15 protein-coding genes, 1 tRNA gene and 2 pseudogenes are annotated in these 15,861 nt (G+C 35.5%); 5 read left to right on the top strand and 13 right to left on the bottom strand.

From position 1 onward, the window contains the following. Window positions 1–16 precede the first annotated feature (16 nt). Window positions 17–754, top strand: coding sequence for a tRNA pseudouridine(38-40) synthase TruA (gene truA / locus OPR21_RS01005; RefSeq protein ID WP_010963021.1), 738 nt, complete (start codon window positions 17–19; stop codon window positions 752–754). A gap of 79 nt (window positions 755–833) precedes the next feature. Here the strand turns inward: truA and dnaN are convergent, their stop codons facing one another. The 5 genes from dnaN to OPR21_RS00980 form a co-directional block, all read right to left on the bottom strand. After that, window positions 834–1,991, bottom strand: coding sequence for a DNA polymerase III subunit beta (dnaN, locus tag OPR21_RS01000; RefSeq protein WP_265030017.1), 1,158 nt, complete (start codon window positions 1,989–1,991; stop codon window positions 834–836). A 123-nt stretch (window positions 1,992–2,114) separates the two neighbouring features. Continuing rightward, window positions 2,115–2,612, bottom strand: a complete 498-nt coding sequence (locus tag OPR21_RS00995) for an invasion associated locus B family protein (RefSeq protein WP_006279310.1) — start codon at window positions 2,610–2,612, stop codon at window positions 2,115–2,117. Further along, the gene (locus tag OPR21_RS00990; RefSeq protein WP_010963019.1) at window positions 2,605–3,498 is read right to left on the bottom strand and encodes an RNA polymerase factor sigma-32; all 894 of its coding nucleotides are present in this window, start codon (window positions 3,496–3,498) and stop codon (window positions 2,605–2,607) included. The genes OPR21_RS00995 and OPR21_RS00990 overlap by 8 nt, the downstream gene beginning before the upstream one ends. A 138-nt stretch (window positions 3,499–3,636) precedes the next feature. Then, entirely contained in the window at window positions 3,637–3,774 is a 138-nt protein-coding gene (locus tag OPR21_RS00985; protein WP_265030015.1) for a hypothetical protein, read from the bottom strand. 377 nt (window positions 3,775–4,151) lie between these two features. Beyond that, on the bottom strand, window positions 4,152–4,835 hold the full coding sequence (locus OPR21_RS00980; protein ID WP_265030012.1) for a P44/Msp2 family outer membrane protein: 684 nt from the start codon (window positions 4,833–4,835) through the stop codon (window positions 4,152–4,154). Between the two features lie 287 nt (window positions 4,836–5,122). Between OPR21_RS00980 and OPR21_RS00975 the strand changes: the two genes are divergently transcribed. The 3 genes and pseudogenes from OPR21_RS00975 (at window position 5,123) to OPR21_RS00965 (ending at window position 6,534) form a co-directional block, all read left to right on the top strand. Then, window positions 5,123–5,299: a hypothetical protein gene (locus tag OPR21_RS00975; RefSeq protein WP_236514703.1), complete on the top strand. Its 177-nt coding sequence runs from the start codon at window positions 5,123–5,125 to the stop codon at window positions 5,297–5,299. Then, window positions 5,284–5,640 (top strand): annotated as a pseudogene (locus OPR21_RS00970) (transposase); the annotation flags it as partial. The gene OPR21_RS00975 and the pseudogene OPR21_RS00970, both read left to right, overlap by 16 nt. A gap of 42 nt (window positions 5,641–5,682) precedes the next feature. Further along, window positions 5,683–6,534, top strand: a pseudogene (locus tag OPR21_RS00965) (IS630 family transposase). A gap of 264 nt (window positions 6,535–6,798) precedes the next feature. Here OPR21_RS00965 and OPR21_RS00960 read toward each other — a convergent pair. The 3 genes from OPR21_RS00960 to rpmE all read right to left on the bottom strand — a co-directional run bounded on the left by OPR21_RS00960 (window position 6,799) and on the right by rpmE (window position 9,274). Further along, complete coding sequence (locus tag OPR21_RS00960) at window positions 6,799–8,154, bottom strand: hypothetical protein (RefSeq protein WP_265030010.1); 1,356 nt, start codon at window positions 8,152–8,154, stop codon at window positions 6,799–6,801. 83 nt (window positions 8,155–8,237) lie between these two features. Next, complete coding sequence (locus OPR21_RS00955; RefSeq protein WP_141457245.1) at window positions 8,238–9,032, bottom strand: NAD kinase; 795 nt, start codon at window positions 9,030–9,032, stop codon at window positions 8,238–8,240. A 38-nt stretch (window positions 9,033–9,070) separates the two neighbouring features. Continuing rightward, window positions 9,071–9,274, bottom strand: a complete 204-nt coding sequence (rpmE, locus tag OPR21_RS00950) for a 50S ribosomal protein L31 (RefSeq protein WP_007548602.1) — start codon at window positions 9,272–9,274, stop codon at window positions 9,071–9,073. Window positions 9,275–9,402: 128 nt separating this feature from the next. Between rpmE and fabD the strand changes: the two genes are divergently transcribed. Continuing rightward, on the top strand, window positions 9,403–10,383 hold the full coding sequence (fabD, locus tag OPR21_RS00945; protein ID WP_265030009.1) for an ACP S-malonyltransferase: 981 nt from the start codon (window positions 9,403–9,405) through the stop codon (window positions 10,381–10,383). Window positions 10,384–10,422: 39 nt separating this feature from the next. Here the strand turns inward: fabD and gpmI are convergent, their stop codons facing one another. The 5 genes from gpmI to OPR21_RS00920 all read right to left on the bottom strand — a co-directional run bounded on the left by gpmI (window position 10,423) and on the right by OPR21_RS00920 (window position 15,022). Further along, window positions 10,423–11,943, bottom strand: coding sequence for a 2,3-bisphosphoglycerate-independent phosphoglycerate mutase (gene gpmI / locus OPR21_RS00940; protein WP_265030008.1), 1,521 nt, complete (start codon window positions 11,941–11,943; stop codon window positions 10,423–10,425). A gap of 33 nt (window positions 11,944–11,976) precedes the next feature. Next, window positions 11,977–12,048 (bottom strand) — tRNA-Asn (locus OPR21_RS00935). Window positions 12,049–12,918: 870 nt separating this feature from the next. After that, window positions 12,919–13,140, bottom strand: a complete 222-nt coding sequence (locus OPR21_RS00930) for a hypothetical protein (protein ID WP_236514706.1) — start codon at window positions 13,138–13,140, stop codon at window positions 12,919–12,921. Beyond that, window positions 13,137–14,093 (bottom strand): IS5 family transposase, encoded by a 957-nt coding sequence (locus tag OPR21_RS00925; RefSeq protein ID WP_265029812.1) that lies wholly within the window; start codon window positions 14,091–14,093, stop codon window positions 13,137–13,139. Before OPR21_RS00925 ends, OPR21_RS00930 begins: the two co-directional genes overlap by 4 nt. A gap of 191 nt (window positions 14,094–14,284) precedes the next feature. After that, window positions 14,285–15,022: a WD_0702 family putative metalloprotease gene (locus tag OPR21_RS00920; protein WP_012673220.1), complete on the bottom strand. Its 738-nt coding sequence runs from the start codon at window positions 15,020–15,022 to the stop codon at window positions 14,285–14,287. Window positions 15,023–15,861: the final 839 nt, after the last annotated feature.

Below are 15,861 nucleotides of genomic sequence, written 5' to 3'. Positions count from 1 at the left end.
AGCTTGATGTAATGCAGTGCGATACAAAATAACGGTAGAATATAATGGTAGTAATTTCTCTGGTTGGCAAAAACAGCAACACTCTGCTAACTCAATCCAGGAGAAGATAGAAAATGCTATATTTAATTTTAGTGGTGAGAAAGTTACTTTGTACTGTGGTGGCAGGACTGATGCAGGAGTTCATGCTTTAGGACAAGTTGCTCATTTTGATATGGAAAAGGAATTTGAGCTTTATAGAATAAGGAATGCAATAAACTATCATTTAAAATCAATTCCTATAGTCGTGCTTAATGCAGAAGTTGTAGATGATGCGTTTCACGCACGGTTTTCAGCAAAAAAAAGATATTACGAATATAGAATAGTTAATCGCTATGCTCCTGCCGCTCTGGAGACGGGTTATGTATGGCAAGTGTTTAGCCCACTTGATGTAAATATTATGCGTGAAGCTGCTAAACATCTACTTGGAAAACATGACCTTTCAAGTTTCCGTTCAAAAGATTGTCAAGCCGCAAATCCGATAAGAACAATTGATGATATCGATATAATACAAAATGGGAATCATATACACATCAAAATATCTGCTATTTCCTTTTTACATAACCAAGTGAGGATTATTGTGGGTACTTTAGTTGAATTTGGAAAAAATAGAACCAATCCGCAAGAAATGCTAAATATATTAAACCAATGCAAAAGAAGTGCCGCTGGAGTTACTGCACCACCTTTTGGCTTATATTTGGTAAAGATAGATTACTAATTTAATAAAAGCTAGTGAAATAAGTGCCATACCGCCACGGTATCTCCAGATTCCGCTAACAAGCAGCGAGATGACGAGTTTAAGTTCTCATTGGCATTACTACATATAATGCACTTGAATCGTCTTCATCAGTGATAATTGTAGCACTATTACCATCGGCTAAGCTAAACTTACATTTATTTTTTATGCAGGATAGAACATCAAGTAAATAACGCGAGTTGAACCCTATTTCTATAGGGGCTTCATTGTAGTCCACTTCTATGGATTCAGTTGCATCACTGCACTCTTGGGAGTTTGAATGCAGAGTTAGCAGCTTTTCTTGTAGTGAGAATTTAATAGATTTTACTTTATCAGATACAACAACGGAAACTCGATCTATAACGTCTGAAAGTTTTTTACTTTCAATAATCATATGCTTATCTTGAGATGCTGGAATAACTGCTTTATAATTTGGAAAAGTTCCATCTATTAATTTTGATATTAGAATATATTCACCGCATGTAAACTTGATTTTTCTGCCTGAGAGTTTTACTTTAATTTCATTACAATCGTCCAATATTTTTAACAGCTCCATAACAGTTTTACGTGGAATGATCACACCAAATTCGCCATTGATGTTCCCAGGCTTTGGCCTCTTTATACATGATAAACGATGGCCATCAGTTGCAACGCAGTACAGAAATTGCTCATCTGTATGTAGATATATTCCATTTAAATTATACCTTGTATCATCTAGTGATACAGCAAATTTTGTTTTAGTTAATAAGTCTATCAGGTCTGTATTTAGTAGAGTACAATCATGTTTATAATTGTCTTCTTCAAGAGCAGGAAAGCTGCTTGAAACTACATTCGGTAAAGAAAAGTTTGCATTTCCGCAAGACATCAATAATTTTCCTTGGTTGTTTACTTCAAAATTGACATCCAAATCAGCGGGTAACTTCTTCACTATGTCATGTAAAGTATGCGCTGAAATTTTTACTTCTCCTTCTGTTAATACGGTTGCAGCAAGTGAGGCAAACATTGAAATGTCAAGATCAGTTGCCATTAATTTTATGCTGCCGTGTTGTGCTTTGATATTTATACACGCCAAAACATCTATTGCATTACGCCTTTCAACCACTCCACTTACTCTGGATAATGTATTTAAAAGACTTGTGCGGCTCACGCTAAAACGCATCTGCTCGCACACAGAATTTTGCTTTTTGATTTCTGTATCTACACCTGCAACCTCTGACATTGCTAACTCTCAAAAATATATTTTAAATGATATCCACATCCCATATAAAGTAAAGTGCTATTTATCGAAAGGGCAGTCTGTTTTATACTACAACTGGAAAATTACCTATTCTGTTACAATAATTTACTTTGTATGGCATAAATCATGCATTTTTTGATACGCTTTTTGAAAACCAAGTAGGGAATAAGTATCATCAATGGTCACTGTTTTTGTTTTTCCATTAACTACCATTGATAATCCCTGCTTCATTTTTAGAATGAGATCTTGATCTATTTTTGTATGCTCTGCCCACGCAAAACTTCCCTGTATTATGGGCAGTGTATATTTAATTTTTTTGTCGATATTGAGAGCTACAGGCTCCTTATCATACTGAAAACCAGAGGTAACGCTTACCTCATCTGCTTTTTTATCAACATAACTAACCATTACATACGGCTTGCGATTGGTTGTATAATATTCGCTTTTTTTTTTAGGATAGGATACAATATAACATACTTTCTCTCCATCTTCCAATGCAGTATACACGAGCCAATCTTTATATTTTTCCTTCAATTGTACATCACTAACCGATGCAAAAGCGCCTATCGAAAAAAATATTAGAAATATAAAAAAACTACGCATGCAAACCAAATTTCAAACTTTCAGATTGTATATATTGTTTTACCTTAGCCATCGCCTGCTCAGCCAACTGCCTTATTCTTTCTCTTGAAACACAATATTTTTTACTAAGTTCATCCAGAGTTTGAATGTTTTCAGACAAATATCTACTGATAAAAATGTCTCTTGCCCTTTCGTTGAGGCTCGCTAGTGCATTGTTTAAAATTGTTTCTTTTAATTCTTTTTCTTCATGATTCTGATAGGTTACTTCTTGACTAACCAAGTTACATGGGATCATATCTTGTAGCTCCCTTTTAGAGTCATCACCTATTTTTATGCAATCGTTTAGCGACTGATCCTTACAAGCCATACGGTAATTCATCTGCAGAACGTCTCCTTCGGATACAGAAAGCTCATTAGATATTGCTTTTATTTCTTCATTATTTAAGGTTTCCCTGTTTGTATACTGTAAAATTCTTTTTTTTATTTTACGTAAACTAAAAAACAATCTTCTTTGTGCTTGCGTTGTGCCTATTTTCACAAACGACCAAGATTTCAATATAAAGTCTTTTATTGAAGCTTCAATCCACCACACCGCATAAGTTGAAAAACGAAACCCTAAATCAGGATTAAACTTTTTCACTGCATGCATTAAACCCATATTTCCTTCCATGACCAGGTCCATCAACAATAGTCCATAATTTTTGAATTTCATTGCAATTTTCACTACCAAATTCAAATGGCTGGTAATCAATTTATGAGCAGAAGAAACATCCTTATATTGGTTCCAATTTTTTGCTAATCGTACCTCTTCCTCTTGAGACAGCATAGGAAATTTTTGCACCCTAGCAATATATTGCATGAGATTGGTTCTGCTATCGACACATAAGTTTGCCATTGAGGTCAACATAACAACTTAAATTAAAACTTCATGCATATAATATATTGATTTTCCAGCAAAAATTCAAGCTTTGATTTGAAAAAAGTACAAATTTTCCATCTAATTTCTTGGAGACAGTAGGCCGCAGTGTTAGCTAATTGGATAACATCATGTAACTTTAGATGATATTCTACCAGTACAATGGTAAACGTTATAGCTTAAACACATAGCAAATAGTGTTATTCCAGTGCCTTGACACTGGAATCCACATTTCTTTTTTCTAGATCCCAGTGGGCTTTGTTGCATCGCTAGCTATGATGGATTAAAGATAAAAAAGGTGGAGAATATCAGTAGCTTATTATTCTGGTATTTATAACAAGAACGGTCAGTGAATACCTAAATTTGAGTAAAAGAAATTTCACTACCACTCACTAATCCGGCTAAAATTCAAGAATTTCAATGCTTTAGCTATTTTCAATAGAATTAAATTTATTAATATAAATAATAAATTACTATTCTTAAATTTGATCAGATTGATTGCAAAAAAACAAGATTTTCAATAGGTTGCTTATAATCCTAATTATAGTTAGCCTTTCATAAGTAGCGATGCAACAAAGCCATCCCAGTGTCATGCTACTTGGATGACAAGAAAAAACCCACTGGGATAACAAGATTGAGATAGACTAGAAATTAAACGCTACTCCAGCTTCTGCACCAACAGTGCTGTAAAGAACTTTGAATTCCCCTTTGCCGTCTTTGTCAGTTTTATCAAAGTTAGCACCATAAGAACCGAAATAGCGAGCTCCAGCGTAAAGTTTGACTTCTGGAGTTACATCGTAACTAACACCAGCTCTTGCTTGACCAGCAAAAGCAAATTTACCATTTTGACTACTCACAGCAGTTGCCAAAGGTGTGCTAATATACGCTGCACCAACGCCAACACCAATATATGGAGTGATAGGCATATCTTCAATTGCTATATCGTAATAAACGTTAACTAGTCCTGAAATTGCTGTTAAACTGTCTGCAATAGTATCTGGCGTAAATTTTGCATCTGTAACATCATTTTTGTTTAGGTATGAATAAACTCCTTCAACATCAACCCTGATGTCGTCCATTTTGTAACCAAACGCACCACCACCAGCTATAAAAGACGCTTTTAATGGACTGTAATCACTATTGTCTTTCTTATAGGTAATACCATCAACTTTTGTGAAAAGAGGTAAAATTTCACCGTTGTATTGCAAACGAACGTAGTAGCTAGTTTCTTCATCACTTATTGGACCAACAGGATCTGAAAAAGCAGAGTTTGATAAACTTAGCAACGTTGCTAAAGCGGCTGCTGAAAAAAACTTTTTATAATGCATAATTGTCCTCGTAAAAAAAATTAAAATTCCACTTTAGCAGTCTAAGTAACAACTAAAGTTAAGTCAAGTGCTAACTTAATAACACAAAATATCCTACATTTTAACTAATTTTTAGGAGAAGACAAAGATTTTATTAATGAATAAATAGAGTTACACGACTTTTTTACTCTTGATTTTTTGGTATAGCTAACATAGGTAAGATTTACTATCGAAAGACCTCGTCATTCCGCTGCTTGTTAGCGGATGAGATACCGCGAATGAATCCATAACTACACGAACATTGCAATTTGAGTCTACCAGGAGGGCAATGCCTCTTATTCAAGTACCCTCTTCTTGTCATCCCAGTGCGTGACACTGGGATGGCTTTGTTGCATCGCTCAAGTGAAAAGAACTGGCAGTTACTGACAAAATTCATTATAAATAGCCATTTAACTGTTGAAGAAAAAATATGCCACAAAAAATGAGAGTCAGTAACTGCCATGAATATAACAAATTTCTCCAAGAAAGAGGAAGCATTTTTTGTTATATCAATGACGCCATAGAAAATTGGTACGAGAATTGTCCAAAAATGCAGGGCGGCAACTATATTTATAGTGATAAAGTTGTGATTTTGGTGCATATAATCGTCAGTTTCTTTAGAATTGGTTTAAGACAAACAGTCGGGTTTATAAAAGGGTATTTGCAACAAATAGGAAGAGATTTGGCAGTTATCAGCTATTCACAAGCATCAAGAAGGTTTAAGAAACTTAATATTAAGATAAATGATTGCAGAATTGATAAAAATATAGCTCTTTCCATAAAAGTCCGGATGTGATAGGATAAGGATAGATGATGATAAGGAGGTTGAATGCCAGCAGCATATAGTTATGATTTAAGAAAAAAAGCAATGGAAGCGCTAGACGAAGGAGAAAGCAGAGAAACAGTGGCAGCAAGATTTAAGATTGGACGAACTACTTTATGGGAGTGGCAGCAAAGAAGAAAAGAAACAGGAGACTTTCAATCAAAAAAACTTGGAAATGGGGGTTACAATCACAAAATTACCGACTGGGATACCTTTGCCAAATTTGCCAGAGAACACGGAGGAAAGACTCTATCGGAAATGGCTAAACTTTGGAACAACGTTAGTATCCAAACGATCTATCGAGCCCTTAAAAAAATTGGATTTACGCGCAAAAAAAGACATATGGATACAAGGAAAGAAACGAAGAAAAACGTGCTGAATTTTTGAAAATTATAGCGACAAAAGAACCTAAAAACTTAGTGTATATAGATGAGTCTGGCATTGATAACACCGAAGACTACCCCTACGGATATTGCCAGAAAGGACAGCGGTTTTATGCCTTAAAATCTGGAAAGAAAACTCAACGAATCAGTATGGTTGCAGCCTTAAGTGGAAGAAAGATAGTTGTTCCGTTAACCTTTGAAGGCCACTGTAATATGGATGTTTTTAATGGATGGTTTGAGCAATTTTTGACACCGATCTTGGAACCTGGACAGACTGTCATTCTTGACAATGCTACTTTTCATAAGTCTGATAAAGCTTGCTAAAGGGGTTGGTGCAGAAATTTTGTATCTGCCGCCTTATTCTCCAGATTTCAACAAAATTGAGCATCATTGGTTTGCTATAAAAAACAGAGCCAGGAAAAACATTCCTCTATTCGAATCCTTTCGTCGTGCTGTTGATTCTGCCTTCCTATGACCTGTTCGGACTATTATGAGAAATGCTATGCATTCCTGAGCATTTTGATTCATCATTCTCTTTGTGAAAAACATTCCAAACTTTCTCTCCACTTTTTCTGGGTAAGGTCAGTCAGCTACTTGGATGACAGAGGAGGGAGGTGCTACCCTGACAATCGTCATCCCGCTACGTGTTAGCGGTATCTCTAGATCCCGCGAATGAATCGCGGTATGACGGTCTGCAGCGGTATGACGTAGGGTTGCACTAGCCATATCATGCATTTTATTAACCGACACTATAAACAACATCCTTACAATTATGAGATTGAACCACAACTTGCTCAAGCGTTAAGCTGCTGCGTTTAGCGTCTTTACCGTGGTTTTCCCCAAGAACATTTGTTCTTTCGTGTTTTATTTCTTCAATGAATTTCTTGTTAACGCTTTCAGGGTCAATCTTTTCCTGCGAATATATAAGATTAGTGCAATTTGTTTTTCTATAATAATGTATGCCAAAACCCACAATGAGTAATGCAAGTATACCAGAACCTATAAGTAATGATAATCCTATGTTATTAGTCAAAGGGTTTTGGTAAAATTTTTGTACACCATTAACACCATGTGTTGCAAGTAGCCCTAGAGGAAACGCTATATTTGCAGCAACTACACCAGTAAATAATGCAGTAAATATTGGTCTGTCGTTAATTACTGATTTTATTTTATTAGTTCTAGTAATTACTTTTTCGTCAATGTTAGTGAAGCCTTGTTTAGCTTCCCAAGCATTAAGTACAAAATTTGAATGAGTGCCATTGCTATATTCCAGTCTTACAGATTTTATAGCTTTATCTTTTGGCTGGTGCTCCAACACCTCAGCTAAAATTTTATCCGCATCTTTTTTTTGAATGGAATGTTCTTCAGTATCTATAAATTGCCTTGTTGCAAAAAATATTGGACCAATTGCAAGCAATGCAGCAAGTGCGATAACTGGTATAGTGATATATTTTGGGCTGTTTGTAAAAAATGCAATAAATTTTTCTTTATCTTGTAAATATAATAAAGCTGCAGATGTGCTGAGTATAATAGCACTTGCAGTAAAAATTATAAAGCCCTTCTGCTGCATGGAATACTTTGCTCTTGGCAAGAATCTGTTTGTTTTTTTATTTGTTGTGCCACCTACATCAGAATTTAGTGACAAAGACTCTTCAGAGTCATCTGTCTTATATGATGGTGGAGAAGTTGAAGGTACATTGCTAAGTTTGTTACTTGATTCTCTGCTTAACCGTGTTAATGTTTTATCAAGATCATCAGGATCATCAAATACTGTCTCTTGAGAAGGGGATCTGCTTAGAGTTGAATTTTGTGGCACGTCAACATGAGTTTCTTCACCTTTTGTTTCTTCTAGGGAAGGAGGTGATACTTGAGTCTCAAGAGTTAACGGATCTCTTGAATTAGCATTGCTGTTTTTTTTCTCTTTAAATTCTTCCTCTAACAAAGCTTCTAAAGCTGTATTTTCATCATTTTTTTTCGGAGTACTTGTCCTAAGTGCTGGTATTGGTAAAATTCCTGGTGTTATCTCGCCATCTTCACTTATTGATGTGGAAGAAATTAATGTTACTGTTTGTTCTTCATTTACTGGTCCAGGCATATTCACTCCAAAATTAATTACTATGCTGCATTGATTACGCTATAGTTATTAAGATATAGTAAATACCAATTTACGGATAATTATTAGTATAGAAATTGTCTATCAAAGATTCTTTCATTCAGAGGGTAATCTTTGTCAAAAAGCAAAGTGATTGTGTTCTCATGGTCTTTTTGTATTTTTATCTGTGATATATCATGAAATTCTTTGTAATCTGATACTACAAGTGCTGGACGGTTTTTTGTGTCGTTAATGTCAATTTGTACGATTGTATCGTTTGATATTAACGCTCCATTCCAATGCCTTGGGTAATAGCTATTGATAGAGGTTAATGCAAGTAAATTTGAATTTAGCGGCAAGATTGGGCCACCGGCAGAGAAGTTATATGCAGTGCTACCTGTGGGAGTAGATAATATTACTCCGTCCCCTCTAAATTTTTCTACTTTTAGCTTATCATTAATAGTGATATTCATTTCTACTATTTGGTTTGCTTTTCTAAAAACATATACCTCGTTTACCGCTATGTAGTGATACCTCTTGCCACTTGTGTCTGTTGCTTCCATTTTTAGCAAAGTTAACTGAGTTGAAGTTGCATGTTCTATATGATCAATTAAATCTTCACTGCGGCTAAAGCATTTATTCATCAAAAACCCAACATTGCCGGTATTTACCCCATACACATGCATGTTTTTATTTTCTATAACGTAATTATGCAAGGTACGCAGCATAAAGCCATCACCGCCAACAACTATCAGTAGATCAATTTCGGACTTATTTTCTTCTGTTATATTGATAAAATTAAGTTTCTTTAATAGTTTAGATACTTCCTGCGATTTTGGTGATGGAGAAGCAACATAGCCTATATTTTTGTATTTATGCATGCTTCAGTAAACTCTCTAAAACTTAAAGAGGAGGAAAATTAGAAAATGCTTCCATATTTATCGTTAAACTTAGCTAATTTGCTAGTTTTACTTGCTAACCCGCTTGTCAAACTTCCAGTCCATGCAGGGTGAGTAAGAGGATCTCTATCAAGTTTTACCCTATCTCCCTCCTTTCCATAAGTGGAACGAGTTTCAAACTCTTGACCGTCTGTCATAACTATAATAATTTTATGATAATTCATTGTTGTTTATAAACTTTTAGTCAGTTAACATTCTAGTGAACTTAATTCACTAAGTCAATCATTATTCTAAAATATTGACAAAAAATAAATAAAGTAGTATATTTAATAAGGAATAAATAATAACTATCATGATTTTTGCTTTCCCCGGTCAGGGCTCTCAGTTTGTAGGAATGGGAAAGAGCTTATATAGTGAGTTTTCCGTTGCAAGACAAGTATTTAATGAAGTAGATAGCATATTGGATAGAAAGCTGTCTCATTTAATCTTCAACGGTCCTATTGAAGAATTAACCATTACAGAAAACGCTCAGCCAGCTATAATGGCAGTATCAATTGCAATGCTACGTGTTATGGAGCATGTGTTTGGCAAATCTCTTTTCACTGATCACAATGTTAAATATGTTTGTGGGCATTCAGTTGGCGAATATACAGCGCTGTGTGCTGCAGGAGCGTTAATGCTTGAGTCTGCAATCAAGCTGCTGAAAGTTCGCAGCGAAGCAATGCATGAAGCTTCACTGAAATGTAAAGGCGGAATGGTTGCGTTGCTTGGAGCAGAGATAAATGAAGTGGAAGATATATTGAAATCAGTTCAAATTGACGGAATTTGTGAAATTGCAAACGATAACGGTGGCGGACAAGTGGTTATAAGTGGCACTAGAGAAGCTCTTGAAATGTTACCCGATTTATTCAAAAACTCGAGTGTGAGGAAACTAATTAAATTACAGGTTAGTGGGCCTTTTCATTCATCTCTTATGAAACCTGCTGATGAAAAAGTTTTGGAGTTTTTGAAGGGTATTAAAATAACCCGTCCTATAGTTCCTTTGATATCAAATGTTACAGCTAAAGAGGAGAGTGATCCCAAAGTTATAAAAACTTTACTCGCCAAGCAAGTTGTAAGCAGAGTGAAATGGAGAGAAATGGTTTTGTATATGTCAAGCCGTGGCATTAACAAATTTGTTGAAATTGGCCCTAATAAAGTTTTATCTAATTTGGTCAAAAGAATTGACCAATCTATCAGTACAAAAAATATAGATAGTATTGGTGATATTGACAGCTTCTTTAATGAATCATTAGTACTAACAGCGAAAAATTTAAAAGTTGGATTAAGTTAAAACACATCTATTTGATGTCATTCCGGTGCATAACGCTGCCTAGCTGGAATGACAGAGGGTAATGCAAGAAATCAACGAACTGCCTGTCATTTCGTTTGGTTTTTTAATTCCAAGTAGCTGTAAAATAGTAGGGGCAATGTCAGATAACCTTCCGTCTCTTAGTTTTAGATTATCGCAAGACACAATAAATGGCACTTTATTTAGAGTGTGTGCTGTATGAGGTGTATTATTTTCTTCATCGAACATACATTCCACGTTACCATGGTCTGCAGTAACAATTAATGCGGTGTTGCTTGACTTTTTAACAGCATTCAGCACTTTCGCAAGACAATCATCTACAGCTAGCACAGCTTTCTCGGCTGCTTTTATATTACCTGTATGCCCTACCATATCAGGATTAGCGTAATTTACAACTATCAGTGCGAATTCTTGGGAGTGAATTTTTTCTACAAGCTTTTCTGTGAGCTCGAAGGCTGACATTTCGGGCTGCAAATCGTAAGTTTGAACTTTTGGTGAGGGAATGAGTATTCTTTCTTCACCAGAGAAAGGTTCTTCTTTTCCACAATTGAAAAAGAAAGTCACATGAGCGTATTTCTCGGTTTCGGCGATACGTAATTGTCGTAATTTATTGTCTTCTATTGTTTGTCCTAGAGTATCAGCGAAAGAAGTAGGAGGAAAAATATAAGGAATTTTGAGATCTTCTTTATACTTCATCATACTTAAAATTGAAGAGAATTTTGCTACCTTAGCGTAATCTGTTTTGCCAAGCAAAATACTTGCTAATTGTATCATTCGATCAGCACGAAAGTTAGCCAACAGCACTCCATCTTCTGGTTTTATACCTTGATAGTCACCTATTACTGCGGGCCTGATAAACTCATCAGTTATGTTATTCTGATAATTTTCATCAATCAACGATACTGCATTATCATGACGAGGTGCCTTCGCAAATGCGATAGCCTCATAAGCTTCGATTGTTCTCTTCCACCTGTTGTCACGGTCCATAGCATAGTAACGCCCAGAAACAGTAGCAATTCTTGTGTCATTTCCCTTTATACTCTTTGTAAATTCTTGAATGCATTTTTTTCCTGAATTTGGCAATGTGTCTCTGCCATCTAAAAATGCATGTATCACCACTTTTATTCCATGCTGTGATATTTTATTTGCTAAAGTTGAAATATGCTTTTGATGCGAATGAACACCGCCATCTGACACTAATCCCATTATATGGCATACTCCGTTCTTACTTTTTAGATTACTAATAAAACTTTGTAGATTTGCATTGTTTTCTATTGTTCCAATCTCTTGATTAATGCGCTGAAGGCTTTGCATTACTACTCTACCACTGCCAATATTCATATGGCCAACTTCTGAATTACCTATTTGACCACCAGGTAACCCCACATCAGCTCCACAGGCGGATAAACTGCATTTTGGATAATTAGAGCTAATATATTGCCAACAGGGTGGATTTGCGTTGCTGATAGCGTTGTATTTATTATTCTCTATTCCATTTCCCCAGCCATCTAGTATACATAAAACCACTGATTTAATGTTCATATAAAATCAACACTAGAATTTCACAGAGAAACGCTCCCCGGGCCGGATTCGAACCAGCGACCAATTGGTTAACAGCCAACTGCTCTACCACTGAGCTACCGAGGAATAAACCGTTTTTAATTTACCATGTTGAACGTTGGTTGTAAACGTTTTTTGTGTAGACTTTAAGTCCAACTGGTCACAGAAACGAAAAAACTTACTTGACAAACTCCGCCAGCCCTCTTATCATGAAACTGAAGCTATTTATTTATCTTCGCAATCTGTGCAGGTTAATGACAAAAAACTTAGGGTATTTGGCGTCTCATGTTTAATTTTTCGCACTACGTGCACCGCATGTCTTTAAAAATTTTTAGGTTTTTACCTATATAAGCCGAAACGCGCTTACAAAGCGTTTAAGACAGCAAAAAACGTCAAATTGACAAGGGAGAATTTGAATACTAGCTATCCTAGGGTTTCTTTGCCTTTTTTCCTGCTTGGTAAATTTCTTAAACACTTGCGGTGTAGGTTAGTTGCAAGTTAAAAGCAGCTAAATCGCTCTTAATCAAGCGTTTTAGAATAAAAAAAACGCCGATATTTTAGTACATGGTAAATATCCAACCACCACGGGGCTTCTTTTGCCTTTTTTTTTATTTGGTAAATTTCTTAATGTTTATGGCTAAAGATTGCACGAATGTTGCAATTACAAAAGCGTTTCTACTAGGAGGGTGTCATCCCAGTGCTTGACACTGGGATGGCTTTGTTGCATCGCTACTTATGAAAGGCTAACTATAGTTAGGATTATAAGCAACCTATTGAAAATCTTGTTTTTTTGCAATCAATCTGATCAAATTTAAGAATAGTAATTTGTTATTTATATTAATAAATTTAATTCTATTGAAAATAGCTAAAGCATTGAAATTCTTGAATTTTAGCCAGATTAGTGAGTGGTAGTGAAATTTCTTTTACTCAAATTTAGGTATTCACTGACCGTTCTTGTTATAAATACCAGAATAATAAGCTACTGATATTCCCTATCTTTTTTATCTTTAATCCATCATAGCTAGCGATGCAACAAAGCCCACTGGGATCCAGCCTTTCTGCAATCTCATCGGAAATGTTGTAACCACTTTCTATGCTAGTTTGCTTGTGAGCAACCTGGATCCCAGTGGGCTTTGTTGCATCGCTCTTCGGATAGTAGGTAACGTACAATAAATTCATGAAGCTATCTCAAACTTAGCCATGCCTATTTCAGTAAATTTGTTAAGCAAATAACACTTGAGTAGCAGTTCCTTCTCACGATTAATTTCAGATTTGCTCCTAAAACTAAACCCAAATATTCGCTTCAACCTTGAGAAAAATCCTTCAATATACGATCTTTTTCCGTAATTTACTTCTTCTTTCCATCTTTTTATACCATTCTCACCATGTAATTTCATTAACTGAATAGCGGCATTTCTATCAAGCATATAATCCAATTTTGGATGCTCTGCTGCGTTGTTTTTCGGAGGAATTTTCGTTTTTATACCATATTGATTACACAGCTTATAGAGCTTTTCTCTGTCATATGCCCTATCTGCATATAGTACTTTTATGACATACTGAAAATCGACTTCTTTTAGCAAATCACAAGCTCCATAGTGATCAGAGTAGACACCGTTACTGTATTTTACAGCTATGGCTTTTTTGCTGTTTGTATTCAACATTACATGCAATTTTCTTGTCTGTTCATAGCTGCGATACTTTCTATCTTCGCTATTTTCTTTGCTATGACCAGGAGTGTTGTTGTATATACTAATTCCTGTACTGTCTATAGCAATTTCGATATCTTCCATATTATTTTTATCAATTCTGCAATCATTGATCTTAATATTGAGTTTCTTAAACCTTCTTGATGATTGTGAATAGCTGATAACTTGCAAATTTTTCCCAATTTGCTCAAGGTATCCTGCTATAAACCCAACTGTTTGCCTCAGGCCTATTCTAAATAAACAAGTTATTATGTGCACCAAAATTACAACTTTATCGCTATAAATATTGTTGCCACCTGGTATTTTTGGACCATTCTCGTACCACTTTTCTATGGCTTCGTTGATATAATGAAAAATATTTCCTCTTTTTTCTAGAAATTTGTTATATTCGCTATGGTTACTGACCCTCATTTTTTGTGGCATATTTTTTCTTTCAAGGTTAAATGGCTATTTTATAATGAATTTTGTCAGTAGCCACCAGATTTTTCAGTTGCTATGCAACAAAGCCCACCCCACTGGTAGGAATTGCTCCCAAACTACAACGTTCGTACAGTTGTGGAATGAATCGCGGTATGACGATTCGCGGCGGTATGACGTCTGGCCTGCACTATAAGCTAATCATCATCTCCAAATATAGAGCTAATTTTTTTGCCCCCAGGAGAAAATTTATTAGTCCAACTGCTTTGCACTTTGGTTACGTCTTTAGTGGCAGTTTTATTGCTGTATTCCTTGATTTCCTTATCTATTCTCTCCATCATTTGTGAATCAAGGTAGCTCTTTTTCCATTGGCCAGTAGCAAGGAACACTTTGTTTAAGTCTTGAGTGCGGATTAAGTATTCTTTATCTTTAGGGTAAACCTCCTGCGCCCAAGCAAATAGCTCAAAATAGCGTGCAAATAATTCAGATGCACGTGATTTTGCAGTTTGATAAGCCTGTATCTCCTTAAATATAACTTGGCCGATAATTTTCTGCACAAGAATATTTGCTTGCTTTAGGTTCTGCTCAATATCCTGGTAAACTTTATGGAGGAATTCCTGCTCCAAATTTAAGTTCAGTTCATTTTCAACCATGTGTGAAAGTTCATGCACTATAATGTATGGGTTTGACTTCCTCAGTACAATAACATATCTATTTACACTGGAAGACCTGATTGTCTTACACACTCCCTCTTCCATATCCACTAATCCCTCTTGGTATATTTCAAATGAGAGCCTATTTTGCTTTATTAGTGATAAAGTGAGGTTTAATGTGTTTCTAAACTTCTCAAATTGATAGAGATATTCGACATACCGTATTGCATTTTCACTGCTTCCTACTTGAGTTGCTTGTTTTATTAAATTCCTGATTAGCATACCTTATTATTAAAGGAATTTTTTTTATACTCAAGAATTGATTGGCTACAAAGTGTTTTTAGGAAGCCTGATTGCATAGCTAAAGTAATTCATGTTTACTGATAACCGTCATACCGCGATTCATTCCATAGCTGTACGAACATTGTGATTTGAGAGCAATTTCCATAAGGGAGGATGTCATTCCAGTGCTTGGCACTGGAATCCAGCCTTTCCATAATCATCAAAACATTGTATTTTAACGTAAAACAGCTATTTTTATGCTCACCAACTTAATAAAATTCCTGGATCCAAGTAGTCAGGGCACTGGGATGACATTACAGGGGCACTGAAATGACACCATTTTCGGTCTCTTAAATTGCTTTAGCCATAAATATTTAAGAAATTTACTAAATAAAAAAAAGGCAAAAGAAGCCCCGTGGTGGTTGGCTATTTACTATGTACTAAAATATCGGCGTTTTTTTTATTCTAAAACGCTTGATTAAGAGCGATTTAGCTGCTTTTAACTTGCAACTAACCTACACCGCAAGTGTTTAAGAAATTTACTAAGCAGGAAAAAAGGCAAAGAAACCCCGTAGTAGCTAGCATTCAAATTCTCCCTTGTCAATTTGACGTTTTTTGCTGTCTTAAACGCTTTGTAAGCGCGTTTCGGCTTATATAGGTAAAAACCTAAAAATTTTTAAAGACATGCGATGCACGTAGTGCGAAAAATTAAACATGAGACGCCAAATACCCTAAGTTTTTTGTCATTAACCTGCACAGATTGCGAAGATAAATAAATAGCTTCACTGTTATGATAAGGGGGCTGGCGAAACTTGTAAAGGAATTTTTTACATCTAATT

The sequence above is a fragment of the Wolbachia endosymbiont (group A) of Philonthus cognatus genome, assembly GCF_947251755.1.
Classification (GTDB): Bacteria; Pseudomonadota; Alphaproteobacteria; order Rickettsiales; family Anaplasmataceae; genus Wolbachia; species Wolbachia pipientis.
Note: the sequence above shows the minus strand (reverse complement) of the source record. Positions and strands in the feature narration are given on the sequence as shown.